We start from the raw sequence: 16,575 nt of genomic DNA, 5'->3' as shown, positions 1-16,575 counted from the left end.
GTCAGATCACCCCGCTCGACCTGAGCAGGCGCAGTTCCCCGTCGCCGAGGCCCAGTTCGCCGACGTACACCTCTTCGTTGTGCTCGCCGAGCAGCGGCGAGGTGGTCACGTCCACGGGGGAGTCGGAGAGCTTGAGGGGACTGCCGACGGTCACGAACTCGCCCCGCTCGGGATGCGGCACCTTCACGACCATCTCGTTGGCCGCCAGCGACGCGTCCTCGATGATCTCCCGGGTGGACAGGATCGGGCCGCACGGGATGTTGTGGGCGTTGAGCTTCTCCAGCACCTGCCACTTGGGGAGCGTGCCGGTCCACTCCTCGATCAGCTGGAACATCTTCGTCAGCTTCGGCAGCCGGGCCTCGGGAGTGGCCCACTCCGGGTCCTCGGCGAGCTCGGGCCGGCCGATGAGCTCGGCGACGGGCTTCCAGCCGACGGGCTGCACGATCACGTACACGTAGTCGTTCGGGCCGCCCGGCGCGCACCTGACCGCCCACCCGGGCTGCCCGCCGCCGGACGCGTTCCCGGACCGGGGGACCTCGTCGGCGAAGTCCTCGTTGGGATACTCCGCCAACGGGCCGTGCGCCAGGCGCTGTTGGTCCCGTAGCTTCACCCGGCAGAGGTTGAGCACGGCGTGCTGCATGGCCACGTTGACCCGCTGCCCGCGCCCGGTGTTCTCCCGCTGGAACAGCGCCGCGAGGATGCCCGCCACGGCGTGGATGCCCGTGCCCGAGTCGCCGATCTGCGCCCCGGTGGCCAGCGGCGGCCCGTCCTCGAAGCCGGTGGTCGACATGGAGCCGCCCATGGCCTGCGCGACGACCTCGTACGCCTTGAAGTCGGTGTATGGGCCCTCGCCGAACCCCTTGATGGAGGCGTAGACGATACGGGGGTTGATCTCCCGTATGCGGTCCCAGGTGAAGCCCATCCGGTCCACCGCGCCCGGCCCGAAGTTCTCGACCATCACGTCGGAACGCCGGATCAGCTCGGTGAGGATCTCCTTGCCGCGCTCCGTCTTGGTGTTGAGGGTGATGCTGCGCTTGTTGCAGTTGAGCATCGTGAAGTAGAGGGAGTCGACGTCCGGGAGGTCGCGCAGCTGCCTGCGTGTGATGTCTCCGCTCGGCGCCTCCAGTTTGACGACGTCCGCGCCGAGCCAGGCGAGGAGCTGCGTCGCGGAAGGACCGGACTGTACGTGCGTCATGTCGAGGACGCGGATGCCTTCGAGGGCTTTGGTCATGCCGGGTCACCTCACTGGTGCATCGTCAGGTTCGGGGTTCCGGTGGCCTGTGCGTCCGGTCCGCCCCGGACGGTGATGGCGCCGGTCAGCCGCCTTCACGGGTTCGGAGAAGGGGAGTCGAGAAGTCCCTCCCGGGCTGCCTGGAAGCGGCCGTTGGCACATTGCATACAGTCGACGAATACTGTATGAAGATTGTTATCCCGCATCCGATGGGTGATGTCCAGGGGGCGTGCGCCACTTTCAAGACAGGAGCCGAAGATGGACCTGTACGAACATCAGGCGAGGGCACTCTTCGAGGAACACGGCATCGTCGTGCCCAGGGCCGAGGTCGCCGACTCCCCGCTGAAGGCACGTGAGTCGGCCCGCCGGCTCGGGGGGCGCGTCGTCGTCAAGGCCCAGGTGAAGACCGGCGGACGCGGCAAGGCCGGCGGGGTGCGCCTCGCCGAGGACCCGGCCGCCGCCGAACTGACGGCACGACAGATCCTCGGCATGGACATCAAGGGCCACACGGTCCGCGAGGTGATGCTGGCCCAACCGGTCGACATCGAGAGCGAGTTCTTCGTCGGCTACGTCCTCGACCGGGCCGCCGGACGCTTCCTGGCGATCGCCTCCGCAGAGGGCGGCACGGAGATCGAGGAGGTCGCCGCGAGCCGCCCCGAGGCCGTGGCGCGCGTCCACATCGACCCGGCCCGCGGAGTCACCTCGGCGAAGGCGGCCGAGATCGCCGAGGCGGCGGGACTGCCCCCGCAGGCCGTCGACGTCCTGGTGCGGCTGTGGGAGGTGCTGACCCGTGAGGACGCCGTCCTCGTCGAGGTGAACCCCCTGGTCCGCACCGTCCAGGGACAACTCGTCGCCCTGGACGGCAAGGTCACCCTGGACGACAACGCCCGCTTCCGGCAGGCACGTTGGGGCGAGCAGAAGTCCGCCCACGACGACCCGCTGGAGGCGGCCGCCGCCGCCAAGGGCCTCAACTACGTGAAGCTCGACGGCGAGGTCGGCATCATCGGCAACGGCGCGGGACTGGTCATGTCGACCCTCGACGTCGTCGCCGGCTGCGGAGCCCGCCCCGCCAACTTCCTCGACATCGGCGGCGGCGCGTCCGCCCAGATCATGGCCGACGGACTCTCGGTCGTCCTCTCCGACCCCGACGTCAGGTCCGTCCTCGTCAACGTCTTCGGCGGCATCACCGCCTGCGACACGGTCGCGGAGGGGATCGTGCGGGCCCTGGACACCGTCCGGCCGACCAAGCCCCTCGTCGTGCGCCTGGACGGCAACAACGCCGCGCGCGGCCGCGCGGTCCTCGACGCCCACGCGCACCCGATGGTGCGGCAGGCCACCACCATGGACGGCGCCGCCCGCCGTGCCGCCGAACTCGCCAACTCCACCTGAAGGAGCGGGACATGGCTGTCTTCCTCACCAAGGACTCCAAGGTCCTCGTCCAGGGCATGACCGGCGCCGAGGGCATGAAGCACACCCGGCGGATGCTCGCGTCCGGCACCGACGTGGTCGGCGGGGTCAACCCGCGCAAGGCAGGCCGCAGCGTCGAGTTCGACCTGGCCGCCGGTCCCGGGGGCCTGACCGGCGCCTCCGTGACCGTGCCCGTCTTCGGCTCGGTACGCGAGGGCGTCGAGGCCACCGGAGCCGACGTCAGCGTGGTCTTCGTGCCGCCCGCCTTCACGAGGGCGGCCGTCATGGAGGCCGCGGACGCCGGGATCGGCCTCGCCGTCGTGATCACCGAGGGCGTCCCCGTCCACGACACCGTCGCCTTCCAGGCGTACGCCGCGCGGCGCGGCACCCGGGTCGTCGGCCCCAACTGCCCGGGACTGATCAGCCCCGGCCGGTCCAACGCCGGCATCATCCCCGCCGACATCACCGGACAGGGCCCGATCGGCCTGGTCTCCAAGTCCGGCACGCTCACCTACCAGCTCATGCACGAGCTGCGCGACATCGGCTTCTCCACCTGCGTGGGCATCGGCGGCGATCCCGTCGTCGGCACCACCCACATCGACTGCCTCGCGGCCTTCGAGGCCGACCCGGAGACCGAACTCGTCGTGCTCATCGGCGAGATCGGCGGCGACGCGGAGGAGCGGGCCGCCGCGTACATCCGCGACCACGTCACCAAGCCCGTCATCGGGTACATCGCCGGGTTCACCGCGCCCGAGGGCAGGACCATGGGCCACGCGGGCGCGATCGTCTCCGGCTCCTCGGGCACCGCGCAGGCGAAGAAGCGGGCCCTGGAGGCGGCCGGGGTACGGGTGGGCGGCACCCCGACCGAGACGGCACGGCTGGTGCTGGACCGCCTGGAGGCGGAGCGTGACGTGGCTCATGGTTGACCCGCGCCGACTGTCGCGGACCGGCCCGCCTCACTACCGTCGTCCGTACGTGCGCGCCGACTTGGGCGCACGGACCGGCGTACGACCACCCTGCGCCACGACCGCGGTCCCGGGCCACCGCCCGCACGGCCGCGCCCACCGCACCCACCCGAGCCGTACGTGCCCACGGCGCGCCCGGCCCGCCGTACCCGACAGCCGCCGAGCGCCGAGCGCGGAACGCCTACGCGACCGGCCCGACCCCCGTCCCCGGACGACCACTGTCCCGGGACGACCAACCGCCGTACCCGACCACCGTCGGGACGGACAGCCGTACCTGGTCACCGAGCCGGGACGGACAGCCGTACCTGGTCACCGAAGCCAGGACGGACAGCCATACCCGGGCTGACCGAGCCGGGACGGAGCGCCGTACCGGCCACGGAGCCGGGACGGATAGCCGAGCGATCCGGCTCGGCAGCCGAGCCACGCACCCCCGCCCCCGACTGTGCACCGAGAGCGGAGACATCCGAATGGCAACAACCCCCGACGAGAGTCGCCCCACCCTCACCCTGAAGAAGGGGACGTCCTGGACCGACGCCTGGCAGCGCTGCCTGGCCGTCGCCCCCGAGGCGTTCCGCGACGACCGGGTCCTCAACCTCTGGGGCTCCGAGTGGCGGGCCGACGGCTGCGCGCTGCCCGCCACCAGCCCCGTCGACGCCGGCCCCATCGCGGGCCCGCCGCGCCTGGACGCGGCCACCGCCCAGCAGGCCGTACGCGCCTCGCTCGACCAGCACCGCGCCTGGCGCCACGTCCCCCTCGCCGAGCGCCGGGCCCGCGTGGCGGCGACCCTCGACGCGCTGACCCGGCACCGTGAACTGCTCGCCCTGCTGCTCGTCTGGGAGATCGGCAAGCCCTGGCGCCTCGCGCAGGCCGACGTCGACCGGGCGATCGACGGCGTGCGCTGGTACGTCGACGGCATCGAGCCCATGGTCGAGGGGCGGACGCCGCTCGAAGGACCGGTGTCCAACATCGCCAGCTGGAACTACCCGATGAGCGTGCTCGTCCACGCCATGCTGGTGCAGGCGCTGGCGGGCAACGCGGTCATCGCCAAGACCCCGACCGACGGCGGCGTCGCCTGTCTCACCCTGGCCTGCGCGCTCGCCGCCCGCGAGGGCATCCCCGTCACCCTCGTCAGCGGCAGCGGGGGACAGCTGTCCGAGGCGCTCGTGCGGGCACCGGAGATCGGCTGCGTCTCCTTCGTCGGCGGCCGTGACACCGGCGCCGCGGTGGCCACGGCCGTCGCCGACCTCGGCAAGCGGCACGTCCTGGAACAGGAGGGCCTGAACACCTGGGGCATCTGGAACCACACGGACTGGGACGCGCTGACCGCCGTCATCCCGAAGCTGTTCGACTACGGCAAGCAGCGCTGCACCGCCTATCCGCGCTTCGTCGTCCAGCGCACGCTGTTCGACGAATTCCTCGCCGCGTACCTGCCGGCCGTCCGCACCCTGCGGGTCGGCCACCCCCTCGCGGTCGAGCACCCCGACGACCCCTGTCCGCAACTGGACTTCGGGCCCGTCATCAACGCGGCCAAGGCGAAGGAACTGCACGACCAGGTCGCCGAGGCCATCGACCGCGGCGCCGTCCCGCTGCACCGCGGCAAGCTGTCGGACGCGCGCTTCCTGCCCGGACAGGACACCTCGGCGTACGTCCAGCCGGTCACGATCCTGAACCCGCCGCCGTCCTCACCCCTGCACCACGCGGAGCCCTTCGGTCCGGTCGACACCATCGTCCTGGTCGACACCGAGGCCGAGCTGCTCGCCGCGATGAACGCGTCCAACGGCGCCCTGGTCGCGACGCTGTCCACGGACGACCGGGCCACGTACGACCGGCTGGCGCCGCAGATCCGCGCGTTCAAGGTCGGGCACGGGACGCCGCGTTCCCGCGGTGACCGCGACGAGCTCTTCGGCGGTTTCGGCGCCTCCTGGAGCGGTGCCTTCGTCGGCGGCGAACTGCTGGTCCGCGCGGTGACGCACGGCCCGGCGGGGGAGCGGCTGCCGGGCAACTTCCCGGAGTACCACCTGATGCCGTGAGGTGAGGGCGGCCGGCGTCACCGGGCGCACGCCGCCCGGTGAGGTCCGGTGAAGCGAGCCGTGGTGCGTGGGCCGGCGTCCCGGAGCGGGGCGCCGCTCCTCGTACCGCCCGGCAGGCGGACCACGGGGGCGCGGCCCTGGTCACCCGATGCCCTGCCGGTCGGGCGTCAGGGCGAACGCCCGGTCGGCGGCCTCCGGCACCGCGCGCTCCACGGCCTGCGCCAGCAGTTCACGGTGCCGTACGAGGGGCGCGCGCCGTCCGGCCGGCGTGATCCGCAGCAGGTCGTCGAGCCCGGCCGTCATCCGCCGCGTGACCTGGGGGGTGCCGACGGCGCACCCCCGGATCTCGGTGAACGCGAGATCGACCAGCTCCGTCCAGCCCGGCACCGGCTGGACCAGCCGCACCTCTCCCCGCCGGTCGAGGTGCAGCGAGGTGTCGAGCGGCCGCCCCGCCACGGCCGCCAGGAACTGCACGATGCGGTCCAGCGCCTGTACGGCGGTGGTCGGGTCGTTCACGGCGGCGGACAGCGCGCGCAACGCGATGTCGGACAGCTGCCGCAGCCCGAACGAGAGGTCCTGGTGGAAGGTGCGCTCCACCCCCACGGAGACGGTGCCGCGCAGCCGGCGCGGGGCGGGAGCGGCGCCTCCGTGCACCGCCAGTACGGGCGTGCCCGGCACGACGAAGTCACCGATGCGCGGGATCAGCCGCAGTACGACACCCTGCCGCCGGGCGGCGCGGACCAGCCGGGAGACATGCACGTCCCGCAGCACCCCTGCCCTCCCGTGATGGATCACCTGCGCGGTCACGGGCCCGAGCGCGACAGGACCGGCGTCCGGCGCCGGATCACGCCCGGACGCCGGGGCGGTGGTGCGGGCGATGACACGGAACGCCTCCCGGGTGATCCGGTCGATGACGTGCCCGACCCGCATGAGCCGCAGCATCGCGTTCACGTACATCACGAACAGCAGCAGGCTGAGCCCCACCATCAAGAGCGTCAGGAGCGACTGCACCAGGGGCACGGACACGACGAGCCGGGGGTCGCGCTCCCCGTCGAAGCCGGTCAGCACGAGCAGCGACAGCACGAACGTCGCGAGGAAGACGGCGAAGGTCGCCTTGCTGATCCGGCTCCGTACGAAGATCCGCACCACGCGGGGACTGAACTGGCCGCTCGCCATCTGCAGGGCGACCAGCGAGATGCTGAACACCACGCCGATGAAGGTCATCATCGCGGCGCTGACCGTGGTCACCACGACCCGGGCGTCGTCGGCGAACTTCAGAAGCTCCTTGAGCGACTCGTAGTCGCCGGACTCCCGGAGCGCATCCACGATCCGGGCGTCGGCCTCGGCGGCCGCCGCCCACACGAGGAGGACCAGCAGCATGGCCGCGGTCGGCGCGAACCAGAAGGTGTCGCGCACGTGCTCGCGCAAGGGCGACAGCGCCCGCGGGCGACGCCCCTTCCAGCCGTCCGCCGTAGTCGTCCAGTCACCCATGGTGAGACTGTAGGCGCACCCCCGCGGGGCCCCGCGGCACCGCTCCGGCGGCCCGGAAACGCAGGTGAAAGGCACTCTGAAAGCTTGGTATTGTTGTGCATGTCGCCGCGCGGGGAACACCCCCGCCCTGGCGGCAGACACCTGGTCCGGGTGGCGGAATGGCAGACGCGCTAGCTTGAGGTGCTAGTGCCCTTTATCGGGCGTGGGGGTTCAAGTCCCCCCTCGGACACACAGAAACACAGGAGACGTTCAGGCGATCGTCCCCGTCATGTTCACGAGAAGCCGGTGATTCGGATGAATCACCGGCTTTCGTCGTTCCTGCCGCCCGGGTGGGCCCCGGCGGGACCGGACCGGGCCCTCCGGAGCCGCGCCCGGCGGGCAGGTCACTGATACTGAGAAAATGGGCAAAGTTGGGCAATCCGGGACGGCGATCCTTCGGGGCGACCGCGTGCCGCCGGAGGCCGGGCCGCCGGAAAGGGGCCCGGAGGCCCGTCACCGTGCGGCCGGCCGGCGGGTGCGGGCGTTGCTGAAGCCGCGCAGCGTCGCCGGTCAGGTCTTCCTGCTGCAACTGGTGGTCGTCCTGCTGCTCATCGCCACGGCCGTGGTGGTGCTCGTGCTCCAGGACCGCAACCGTGCGATCCAGGAGGCCGGCGACCGGTCCCTGGTGGCCGCCGAGTCGTTCGCCAACGCCCCCGGCACCGCCTCGGCGATGAAGAGCCGGGACCCCACGGCCGCGCTCCAGCCGCACGCCGAGGCGGTGCGCAAGAAGACCGGCGTCGACTACGTCGTGGCGCTGAGCCCCTACGGCTTCCGGTGGACCCACCCGGACCCGAAGCAGATCGGCAAGCACGTCTCCACCTCCTACGGCGAGGCGCTCGAAGGCGAACCCCACCAGACCACGTTCGACAGCAGCCTGGGGAAGGCGGTCGACTCGACGGTGGCCGTGTTCGACGAGCAGGGCACCGCCGTCGGGCTCATCACCGTGGGGGTCACGGTGGACAAGGTGTCCGGTGTGGTCGACGACCAGCTGCCGGTGATCTTCGCCGCCGGCGGAGTCGCGCTGCTGCTCGCCGCGGGCGGGTCGGCGCTGGTCAGCGGGCGTCTGCGGCGCCAGACCCGGGGCCTTGGCCCGGTGGAGATGACCCGCATGTACGAACACCACGAGGCGGTGCTGCACGCGGTCCGCGAAGGCGTGATCATCCTGGACGGCGACGGACGGCTCCTGCTCGCCAACGACGAGGCACGCCGGCTGCTCGCCCTGCCGCCCGAGGCCGAGGGCAGGGCGGTCGGCGAACTCGGGCTGACCCCGCCCCTGGCCGAGCTGCTGGCGTCGGGCCGGGCCGTCACGGACAAGGTCTTCCCGGCCGGGGACATCCTGCTCGGGGTCAACGTGCGCCCGGTGGGCGCGAAGGGCGGCAGCGTGGCCACCCTGCGGGACACCACGGAACTGCGCGCCCTCGCGGGCCGTGCGGACGTGGCGGCCGTGCGGCTCCAGCTGCTCTACGAGGCCAGCACGCGGATCGGCACCACCCTCGACGTACAGCGCACCGCCGAGGAGCTGACCGAGGTGGCGGTCCCGCGCTTCGCCGACTTCGCCACCATCGAGCTGCTGGAGCCCGTGCTGCGGGGTGGTGAACCGACCGGGGCGAGTACGGAGATGTACCGCGTCGCGTCCCAGGGCATCCGGGACGACGTGCCCCTCTACCCGGTGGGAAGGCGGATGCGTTACGCGCCCGGCAACCCCGTGGCCACCGGTATGGCGACCGGCCGGCCGGTCCTGGTGACCGACCTCGCCCTGGCCGAGGGGTGGCGGGTCCAGAACCCGGAGCGGGCCCGGCGGGTCATCGAATACGGTGTCCACTCCATGATCTCGGTGCCGCTGCGGGCCCGGGGCCAGTTGCTCGGGGTCGTGGAGTTCTGGCGCTCGGATCAGGACCCGTTCGAGCCGGACGACGTCTCCCCGGCCGAGGAGCTCGCCGCCCGGGCGGCCGTGTGCATCGACAACGCGCGCCGCTACACCCGCGAGCACATCACCGCCGTCACCCTCCAGCGCAGCCTGCTGCCCGGCGCGCTGCCCGAGCTCTCGGCGCTGGAGGTCGGGCACCGGTACCTGCCCGCCCAGGCGGGGGTGGGCGGCGACTGGTACGACGTCATCCCGCTGCCGGGTGCCCGGGTCGCCCTGGTGGTCGGCGACGTCGTCGGACACGGTCTGCACGCCGCCGCGACGATGGGCCGCCTGAGGACCGCCGTGCACAACTTCGCCGCCCTGGACCTGCCCCCGGACGAGCTCCTCGCGCACCTGGACGAACTGGTCACCCGGCTCGACCAGGGCACCGAGGCCGAGGGCGACACCGAGTCCGTCACCGGCGCCACCTGCCTGTACGCGGTCTACGACCCGGTCTCCGGGCGGTGCGTCGTCGCCCGGGCCGGTCACCCCGGGCCCGCGCTGGTCTCGCCCGACGGCTCCGTGACCTTCCCCGACGTCCCCGTCGCTCCGCCACTCGGCGTGGGAGGGGGCCTGCCGGTCGAGACCGCCGAACTCCGGCTGGCCGCCGACAGCCGGCTGGTCCTCTACACCGACGGTCTCGTCGAGGCCCGCGGCCGTGACATCGACGTCGGGCTCGGCATGCTGAGGGAGGCGCTCGCCGACACGGCCGACGCCACCCCGGACGAGACCTGCCGGGCGGTGCTCGACGTGATGCTGCCCACCGGCTCGGTCGACGACGTGGCCCTGCTCGTCGCACGCACCCGGCTGCTCGACCCGGAGCAGGTCGCGGAGTGGGAGGTGCCGGACGACCCGGCGGCCGTCTCCCGGATCCGCGCCGAGGCCACCCGCAGACTGGAAGCCTGGGGGCTCGGCGAGGCCGCCTTCACGACCGAGCTGATCCTCAGCGAACTGGTGACGAACGCCATCCGGTACGGCGGGAGCCCCATCGGTCTGCGGCTGCTGCGCGACGGCGACAGCCTGATCTGCGAGGTCGCCGACGGCACCAGCACCTCCCCGCACCTCCGCCGGGCGGCCTTCACCGACGAAGGGGGCCGCGGTCTGTTCCTCGTCGCGCAGATGTCCCGCCGCTGGGGGACCCGGTACACCGACCGCGGCAAGATCATCTGGGCTGAGCAGGCGCTCGACGCCGGCCCTGCCTGGGACCTGGGCGATCTCCTGGCCGACCTGTGACGCAGGACGGACTCCGGACCGCCGCGCACCTCGGGGGTGAGGCGTCCGGAGCGCTCAGGAGCCGGCGGCGACCGTGAAGTACGGGATCTTGGCCGGGTCCTGGCCGAACGCGGCCCCCAGGTAGACGACCGACAGTTTGGCGAGCGTCCCGTCGTCGATCAGCTGCTCGATGATCCGGTCCAGTTCGCGCCGGTCGGGTGACCCCTTCGGGTACAGGGCGCCGTAACCCTGGTCGGTGCGGTACTGGCCCACGAGCCGCACCCTGCCCTCCCGCTTTTGGGGATACGCCAGCAGGATGGTCGTGTCGTGGACGACCGCGTCGATCCGGCCCTCCTCCAGCGCCGTCACCATCTCCGGGTCGTTGGCGAAGGCGGTGACGGGTTTGGTCGGCTTGAGCCGGTCCTCGACGAACGCGTCGCCCGTGGTGCCCTCCGCCACTCCGATGCGCACGTCGCGGATGTTGTCCGCGCCGACGTTCTCGTCGTCCCTGATCAGTACTCCCAGGGTCGAGGAGAGGTAGGGCGGGGAGAAGTCGGCGACCCTGCGTCGTTCCGGAGTGATCGTGATCTGAGCCAGGGCGAGGTCGAAGTCGTCGGTCCTGCCGGACACGACCTCCGGGAAGGGGGCGTTCTCCACCTTCACCCGGTCGAGTCCGGACCGGTAGGCGATGTTGGCGGCCATGCAGTACTCGTAGCCGCTCTTGACGGAGTCCGCCGCGTCGCCGTTCCACCAGCCGGGTGCGGGCAGGGTCGTCTTGACCGTGAGCGCGCCCGCCGTCTCGGGCGACAGGTGGAACTCCCCGTACCGCCCCGAGACCTCGCAGTCGCCGTAGTGGGCCTCCGACGCCTCGGACCCGTCCTGGTCGCAAGCCGCTGTCGCGACGACGAGCGCTCCGCTGAGGGCCAGAGAGACGATCGCTGCCGCGGCGCGCATCATTGCACCTCCGGTAGGGGCATTCTCCTTGAGTCACCATAAAACACCCCGAACCTTACGACCGCCGCAGCGACCTGCGAGGACACCGGGGCGCGGGTCGCGGCGTTCGCCGTCCGGCGGTGCCCCACGGAGTCCCCGGTCAGGACGAGCCGGAACCGGCGTCCAGCGCCGTCCGCAGCGCCAGTGGCGTCGCCGCGGCCCACGCCTGGGGCGAGCACGAGTGCGGATAGGGGACCGGGCCCGTGGCGCGGGTGCGGTCGTAGCCCGCCATCACCTCGGGGAGGCGGTGGCCGTGGTGGGCCGCCGCCGAGGTCAGTCCCTCCGCCACCGTGCGCACCTCGTCGTGGAGGCCCGCCCGGGCCAGGCCCAGCGCGATGACCGCGTTGTCGTGCGGCCACGCGCTGCCCCGGTGGTAGGAGAGCGGGTGGTAGGGGCGCTGGCCGGCGGCGAGGGTGCGGATCGCCCAGCCGGAGAAGAAGTCGGGGGCGAGGAGTCTGCGGCCCACCCGGCGGGCGTGCTCGTCGTCCAGGATGCCGGACCACAGCAGGTGCCCGGCGTCCGAGGCCAGGGCGTCCACCTGACGGCCCTCGCCGTCCAGGGCCAGGGCGGGGAAGCCGGCGTCCGGCATCCAGAAGTCCCGGGTGAACCGGGCGCGCAGCCGGTCCGCGTGCCGGTCCAGCTCCTCGGCGTAGGCGTCGTCGTGCCACACCTCCCGGGCCAGGCGGGCGGTGCGCAGCAGGGCGTCGTACGCGTAGCCCTGCGCCTCCGACACGGCGATGGGGCCCTTGGCCTGGGTGCCGTCGGTGAAGCAGATCGCGCCCGCCGAGTCCTTCCAGTTCTGGTTGACCAGGCCGCCCGGGTCGGGGGTGTAGACGAGGTAGCCGTGGCGGGTCAGGCCGCCGTCGTCCAGCATCCAGTCGACCGCGGCGCGGGCGTGCTGTTCGAGGCGGACGGCGAGGGCGGGGTCCTCGGTCGTCTCGTGGTGCGCGTGCAGCAGCACCAGGAAGAGCGGGGTCGCGTCGACCGCCCCGTAGTAGCGGCCGTAGGGGATCTGCCGGAAGTGGGCGAGTTCGCCGTGCCGGATCTCGTGGACGATGCGGCCGGGCTGCTCGCCGCTGAACGGGTCGTGGCGGCGGCCCTGGGTGGCGGCGAGGGCGCTGAGGGTCCCGGCGGCGGCCGAGGGCCGGTAGGGGAGCAGGAAGAAGGACGTCAGCAGGGAGTCCCGGCCGAACAGGGTGAGGAACCACGGGATGCCGGCCGCGGGTACGGCGACGGGTTCGCCGTCGACCCCGGTCGCCGTGACGGTGAGCAGGTCGAGGTCGGCCAGGCCCTGGCGGCACGCCCGGTCCAGGTCGTCGTCTTCGCCCGGCGGCAGGTCGGCGACCGGGCCGGGCGCGGGCGCGACGGGAGTGGCGTCCGGGACCCCGTGCGGGCGGGCCTCGACCGTCAGCCGGAGTTCCGCCTCGCCGTGGGGCGGCAGGGGCAGGTTCCACAGCAGCCGGTGTGCCGTCCCGTCGGCGTCCGCCGGGCCGGCGTGTACGGCGTCGGGGTGCGGGCTGCCCGTGACGGTGGTCCGCGCGTGCCAGTCCGCCCGCCGGTAGTCGAAGTGCGCGCCGTCCGCGGTGGGGTGCGCCTGTCGGACGGAGTCGGGCTTGGGGTAGTGGCGGTCGTCGGCGCGCAGTTCGAACAGGTCGGCGAAGTCGGCGTCGACGGTGACCTCGACCCGTGCGGTCACCGGATCGGGCCGGTTGCTGACCAGCCGCAGGTGCTCGGTGAGCCGGCCCGCGGTGACCTCCTGGCGGCGGAAGACCGTGTACGCGGCCGGTTCGTCGCGGGTGCCGGCCGGGGTCAGGACGCACTCGGCGGTGCCGTCCGGGCGGGCGGCCGAGGGCAGCAGGACGCCGGGGGAGTCCCCGTCGACGGTGAGCCGCCAGCGGCTGAGGTGCCGGGCGTCGCGCAGGAAGAGACCGTCCGGAGCGGCGCCGCGGGAGCCGTTGACGCTCCCGTCGTCGCCGAGGACGGCGAAGGTGGCGTCCCGTACGAGCTGGACGCGGGCGGTGCCGGTCATGGCACGGGCTCCTTGTCACCGGCGCCCGGCAGGTCGAGGCCGTCGGCGCGCAGCAGGTCGAGGGTGAGGGCGGCGGTCCAGGAGAAGTCGCGGGTGCCGCGGCCCTCGCCGGTGGCGGAGTCGACGTACTCGGCGAACCGCGAGGCGCCCGCCGTGTCGAGGAAGGCGGCGCGCAGGCGGTCGGCGCGTGCCGTGCGGCCGTGGACGCGCAGCCCGCGCTCGATGAGCCAGGCGGTGTTGAACCAGGCGGGGCCGCGCCAGTACCTGGTGCTGCTGAAGGCGTGGCCCGTCAGGTCGTAGCTGGGCACGAGCGCGCCGGGTCCGGTGTGGAAGTGCGGGCCGTCCAGGGTGCCGGCCAGCCGCTCTACGACGTGGTCCGGCAGCCCGGGGACGAGGAGGGGGACCAGTCCCGACACGCTGCGTTCCGGGACGAGCCGGTCGTCGGCGAGGTCGCGGGCGAGGAACAGCCCGCTCTCCTCGTCCCACAGGCGGCTCACCAGGGCCCGGGTGAGGTCGTCGGCGCGGGTCTCGTGCGGGACGGGGTCGGCGCCGACCTCGCGGGCGATCCGGGCGAGCGCGAGTTCGCTGACGGCCAGCAGCGCGTTGAAGCAGGGGTCCTCGACGGCGAACGTGTGCGGATCCGCGTCGTCGTACCCGGACGCGCGGTAGTCGGCGGCCAGTTGGACGTAGCGGCCGTAGTCGAGGTCCGTGGGCCGGTCGGCGGGATGGCCGTGGTCGAGGTCGGCCCTGCGGTACGTGCCGGGCGCCGCCGGGACGACGCGGGCCAACGGCCGGTCCCAGCAAGGGCTGTTGTCCATGCCCGGCTCCCACGGATGGACGACCGCCGCGAGACCGCCGCCCGCCAGATCGCGCCGGGTGAGCAAGTAGTCGTGCCAGGCGGCCAGTTGGGGATACAGGCGGGTGAGGAACTCGCGGCGCCCGGACTCCGCGGGGTCGGCCCGGTGGACGAGCCAGGCCGCTAGGGCGTGGACGGGCGGCTGCACGATGCCCGAGGTCTCCGTCGCCGCGGGTGCCCCGGCGTCGCGGCCGGCGCGGGAGGACTGCCAGAAGTCCGGGCTCGGGAAGTAGGCGTCGAAGGGCAGGGCCGGGTTGAACACGATGTGCGGGATGCGGCCGTCCGCCCACTGGGCCGCGAGCAGCGCTTCGAGTTCGCGCTGGGCGCGGCGCACGGACAGGTGCCGCAGGCCGATCGCGATGAACGCGGAGTCCCAGCTCCACTGGTGCGGGTAGAGCGTCCGGGAGGGGACGGTCGAGGTGCCGGTCCAGTTGTTGATGAGGACCCGCGCCGCACCGCGCCCCAGGGTCAGGTCTGCGGCGGCGGTGGGCGCGGGCCGGTCGAGAACTCCCCTCACGCGCCGGACCTCTTGAGGAAGGCGGGAACGGAGCGGACGGCGTCGACGGGGTCGCCCGTCAGCCGGCATTCGGCGGCCAGGTAGCCGTCGTAGCCGATGGTGTGCAGGGCGCCCAGCCAGGCGGGCCAGTCGAGGTGTCCGGCGCCCGGCTGGAAGCGGTTGGAGTCCGAGACCTGGGCGTGCCCGATGAACTCGGCGTGGGCCAGGATCGCGGCGGCGGGGTCGCTCTCCTCGATGTTCATGTGGTAGCTGTCGATGCCGATCCTGACCGAGTCCAGGCCCGTCTCGCGGATCAGGTCGGCCGCCTGCTCCAGGCGGTTGACCATGTGGTCCTCGTAGCGGTTGAGCGGTTCGAGGAAGAGGGTGACGCCCTCGGAGCGGGCGTGCTCGCCGAGTTCGGACAGCCCGGCCAGCAGCACCTCGCGGTCCTGCTCCTCGGTGCGGGGCGGCTCGAAGGGGGGCAGTCGGCGGGAGAACATGCCGTAGGAGGCGGGCGTCTGGGCGCCCAGGCCGCCGATCTCCGCGATCACGGTGAGCTGCGACTTCATCTGTACGAGGGCGTCGCGGCGCAGGTCGTCGTCGAAGGCGCCGAAGAAGTGCAGCATGTCGACGCAGACGGTCGGCATGACGACGCCGTCCTTGCGGGCCTGCCTGAGCTCGGGCAGGCGGGAGGCGAAGTGGAGGTCGCCCCGGGCGCGCAGCTCGATGGCGTCGTAGCCGGCGTCCTGCGCGAACTCCCACTTCTCCTGGAGGGTCTCGCCCGGCAGGAGCTGTTCTTGTGCGGCGGTCTTGAGCATCGGGGGGCCTCTCAGAATTCCAGGACGACCTGGAGGGCGTCGGCGGGGCGTTCGTCCAGCAGCACGTACGCGTCGGCCGCGTCGGCGGCCGGTACGACATGGCTGACCAGGGACGCGACGTCGACCTGGCCCTCCGCCACCAGCCGCAGGAAGGTCTGCTGGAGCCGCTCGACCGTCCAGCGTCCGGACAACTGCGGGGGCACGCCGCCGATCTGGGAGCAGATGAGCTGGACGCGGTTGTGGTGGAACTCGTCGCCCAGGCGCAGGCCGATGCCGTCGCCCTGGTAGAAGCCGGACGCCACCACCCGGCCGCCGACGGCGACCGAGCGCAGGGCCTCGTGCAGGGCCGGGTAGGCGCCGCTGATCTCGATGGCGAGGTCGGCCCCCGCGCCGCCGGTGGCCTCGCGGACGCGCTCGGCGACGGAGTCGGCGCGGGCGTTGAGGGTCCGGTGGGCGCCGTACCGCTTCGCCGTCTCCAGCCGTCCGTCGAGGGCGTCGACGGCGGTGACGCGGGCGCCGTTGAGCTGGGCGAGGCGGGTGGTCAGCAGGCCGATGACGCCCTGGCCGAACACGGCGACGTCCTCACCGACGTGGATGTCGCCCGCGAGCACCGCGTTGTAGGCGATGGCGCCGACGCGGGCGAAGGCTCCGGCCAGCGGGTCCAGTCCGGCCGGCAGGGTGTGGCCGATCATGCGCTCGGCGGGGACGACGCCCTCGCTGCGGTGCCCCCAGATGCCCCAGACCAGGTCGCCCGGGGCCGGCAGACCGGGCGTGCCGGACAGCTCGGGGGAGACCTCGGTGACCTCGCCGACCTCGGAGTAGCCCCAGCCCGCGACGGGATAGGCGATGCCGGCCGAGCCGTCGCGGAACAGCCGTGCCCCGGCGTCCCAGGTGCGCGTCAGATAGGGGTTCGTGCCGCGGTACGCCGTGAGTTCGGTGCCGGCGGAGATACCCGAGTAGCGGGTACGCACGCGCAGATGGCCGGGGGGAAGCTCGGCACGGGGGTGTTCGGCCACCTCCACCTGGCGTGGGGCAGTGAATTGGACGACGCGTTCCACGGACGGCTCCGGAAGGGTTGCGGGCTTCGGTTGCGTCGAGAATA

11 protein-coding genes and 1 tRNA gene are annotated in these 16,575 nt (G+C 72.9%); 5 read left to right on the top strand and 7 right to left on the bottom strand.

What is annotated here, in order from left to right; genetic code table 11:
• Position 1: 1 nt before the first annotated feature.
• Positions 2 to 1,231, bottom strand: coding sequence for a formyl-CoA transferase (frc, locus tag ACFYQQ_RS01745; RefSeq protein WP_355789277.1), 1,230 nt, complete (start codon positions 1,229 to 1,231; stop codon positions 2 to 4).
• A gap of 258 nt (positions 1,232 to 1,489) precedes the next feature.
• Here frc and sucC point away from each other — a divergent pair, with 258 nt between their 5' ends.
• From sucC to ACFYQQ_RS01730, 3 genes are all read left to right on the top strand, one after another.
• On the top strand, positions 1,490 to 2,620 hold the full coding sequence (gene sucC / locus ACFYQQ_RS01740; RefSeq protein WP_355789280.1) for an ADP-forming succinate--CoA ligase subunit beta: 1,131 nt from the start codon (positions 1,490 to 1,492) through the stop codon (positions 2,618 to 2,620).
• Between the two features lie 11 nt (positions 2,621 to 2,631).
• On the top strand, positions 2,632 to 3,564 hold the full coding sequence (gene sucD, locus ACFYQQ_RS01735) for a succinate--CoA ligase subunit alpha (RefSeq protein WP_355789283.1): 933 nt from the start codon (positions 2,632 to 2,634) through the stop codon (positions 3,562 to 3,564).
• Positions 3,565 to 4,070: 506 nt separating this feature from the next.
• Entirely contained in the window at positions 4,071 to 5,633 is a 1,563-nt protein-coding gene (locus ACFYQQ_RS01730) for an aldehyde dehydrogenase family protein (protein ID WP_355793136.1), read from the top strand.
• A 141-nt stretch (positions 5,634 to 5,774) separates the two neighbouring features.
• Here the strand turns inward: ACFYQQ_RS01730 and ACFYQQ_RS01725 are convergent, their stop codons facing one another.
• Positions 5,775 to 7,124, bottom strand: a complete 1,350-nt coding sequence (locus tag ACFYQQ_RS01725) for a DUF2254 domain-containing protein (protein WP_356237878.1) — start codon at positions 7,122 to 7,124, stop codon at positions 5,775 to 5,777.
• A gap of 144 nt (positions 7,125 to 7,268) precedes the next feature.
• On the opposite strand from ACFYQQ_RS01725, the gene ACFYQQ_RS01720 reads away from it, so the two are divergent.
• A tRNA-Leu gene (locus tag ACFYQQ_RS01720) sits at positions 7,269 to 7,353 on the top strand.
• A gap of 171 nt (positions 7,354 to 7,524) precedes the next feature.
• A complete protein-coding gene (locus tag ACFYQQ_RS01715; RefSeq protein WP_355790081.1) occupies positions 7,525 to 10,302 on the top strand; it encodes a SpoIIE family protein phosphatase in 2,778 nt (925 codons plus the stop codon).
• A 54-nt stretch (positions 10,303 to 10,356) separates the two neighbouring features.
• Here the strand turns inward: ACFYQQ_RS01715 and ACFYQQ_RS01710 are convergent, their stop codons facing one another.
• From ACFYQQ_RS01710 to ACFYQQ_RS01690, 5 genes are all read right to left on the bottom strand, one after another.
• The gene (locus tag ACFYQQ_RS01710; protein ID WP_355790078.1) at positions 10,357 to 11,235 is read right to left on the bottom strand and encodes an ABC transporter substrate-binding protein; all 879 of its coding nucleotides are present in this window, start codon (positions 11,233 to 11,235) and stop codon (positions 10,357 to 10,359) included.
• A gap of 139 nt (positions 11,236 to 11,374) precedes the next feature.
• Entirely contained in the window at positions 11,375 to 13,303 is a 1,929-nt protein-coding gene (locus tag ACFYQQ_RS01705; RefSeq protein ID WP_388902879.1) for a glycogen debranching N-terminal domain-containing protein, read from the bottom strand.
• Positions 13,300 to 14,676, bottom strand: coding sequence for a trehalase family glycosidase (locus tag ACFYQQ_RS01700; protein ID WP_356171452.1), 1,377 nt, complete (start codon positions 14,674 to 14,676; stop codon positions 13,300 to 13,302). The genes ACFYQQ_RS01705 and ACFYQQ_RS01700 overlap by 4 nt, the downstream gene beginning before the upstream one ends.
• The gene (locus tag ACFYQQ_RS01695) at positions 14,673 to 15,473 is read right to left on the bottom strand and encodes a sugar phosphate isomerase/epimerase family protein (RefSeq protein WP_355795777.1); all 801 of its coding nucleotides are present in this window, start codon (positions 15,471 to 15,473) and stop codon (positions 14,673 to 14,675) included. The genes ACFYQQ_RS01700 and ACFYQQ_RS01695 overlap by 4 nt, the downstream gene beginning before the upstream one ends.
• Before the next feature lie 11 nt (positions 15,474 to 15,484).
• Complete coding sequence (locus tag ACFYQQ_RS01690; protein WP_356171455.1) at positions 15,485 to 16,531, bottom strand: zinc-binding alcohol dehydrogenase; 1,047 nt, start codon at positions 16,529 to 16,531, stop codon at positions 15,485 to 15,487.
• Between the last annotated feature and the right edge of the window lie 44 nt (positions 16,532 to 16,575).

The sequence above is a fragment of the Streptomyces sp. NPDC005496 genome (assembly GCF_042872045.1).
Taxonomy (GTDB): Bacteria; Actinomycetota; Actinomycetes; order Streptomycetales; family Streptomycetaceae; genus Streptomyces.
Note: the sequence above shows the minus strand (reverse complement) of the source record. Positions and strands in the feature narration are given on the sequence as shown.

Bases quoted from the DNA above. Each gene is read 5' to 3' on its own strand.
- frc (WP_355789277.1), bottom strand. From the start codon at position 1,231: ATGACCAAAGCCCTCGAAGGCATCCGCGTCCTCGACATGACGCACGTA.
- ACFYQQ_RS01705 (WP_388902879.1), bottom strand. From the start codon at position 13,303: ATGACCGGCACCGCCCGCGTCCAGCTCGTACGGGACGCCACCTTCGCC.
- ACFYQQ_RS01710 (WP_355790078.1), bottom strand. From the start codon at position 11,235: ATGCGCGCCGCGGCAGCGATCGTCTCTCTGGCCCTCAGCGGAGCGCTC.
- ACFYQQ_RS01715 (WP_355790081.1), top strand. From the start codon at position 7,525: ATGGGCAAAGTTGGGCAATCCGGGACGGCGATCCTTCGGGGCGACCGC.
- sucC (WP_355789280.1), top strand. From the start codon at position 1,490: ATGGACCTGTACGAACATCAGGCGAGGGCACTCTTCGAGGAACACGGC.
- ACFYQQ_RS01730 (WP_355793136.1), top strand. From the start codon at position 4,071: ATGGCAACAACCCCCGACGAGAGTCGCCCCACCCTCACCCTGAAGAAG.
- sucD (WP_355789283.1), top strand. From the start codon at position 2,632: ATGGCTGTCTTCCTCACCAAGGACTCCAAGGTCCTCGTCCAGGGCATG.
- ACFYQQ_RS01695 (WP_355795777.1), bottom strand. From the start codon at position 15,473: ATGCTCAAGACCGCCGCACAAGAACAGCTCCTGCCGGGCGAGACCCTC.
- ACFYQQ_RS01725 (WP_356237878.1), bottom strand. From the start codon at position 7,124: ATGGGTGACTGGACGACTACGGCGGACGGCTGGAAGGGGCGTCGCCCG.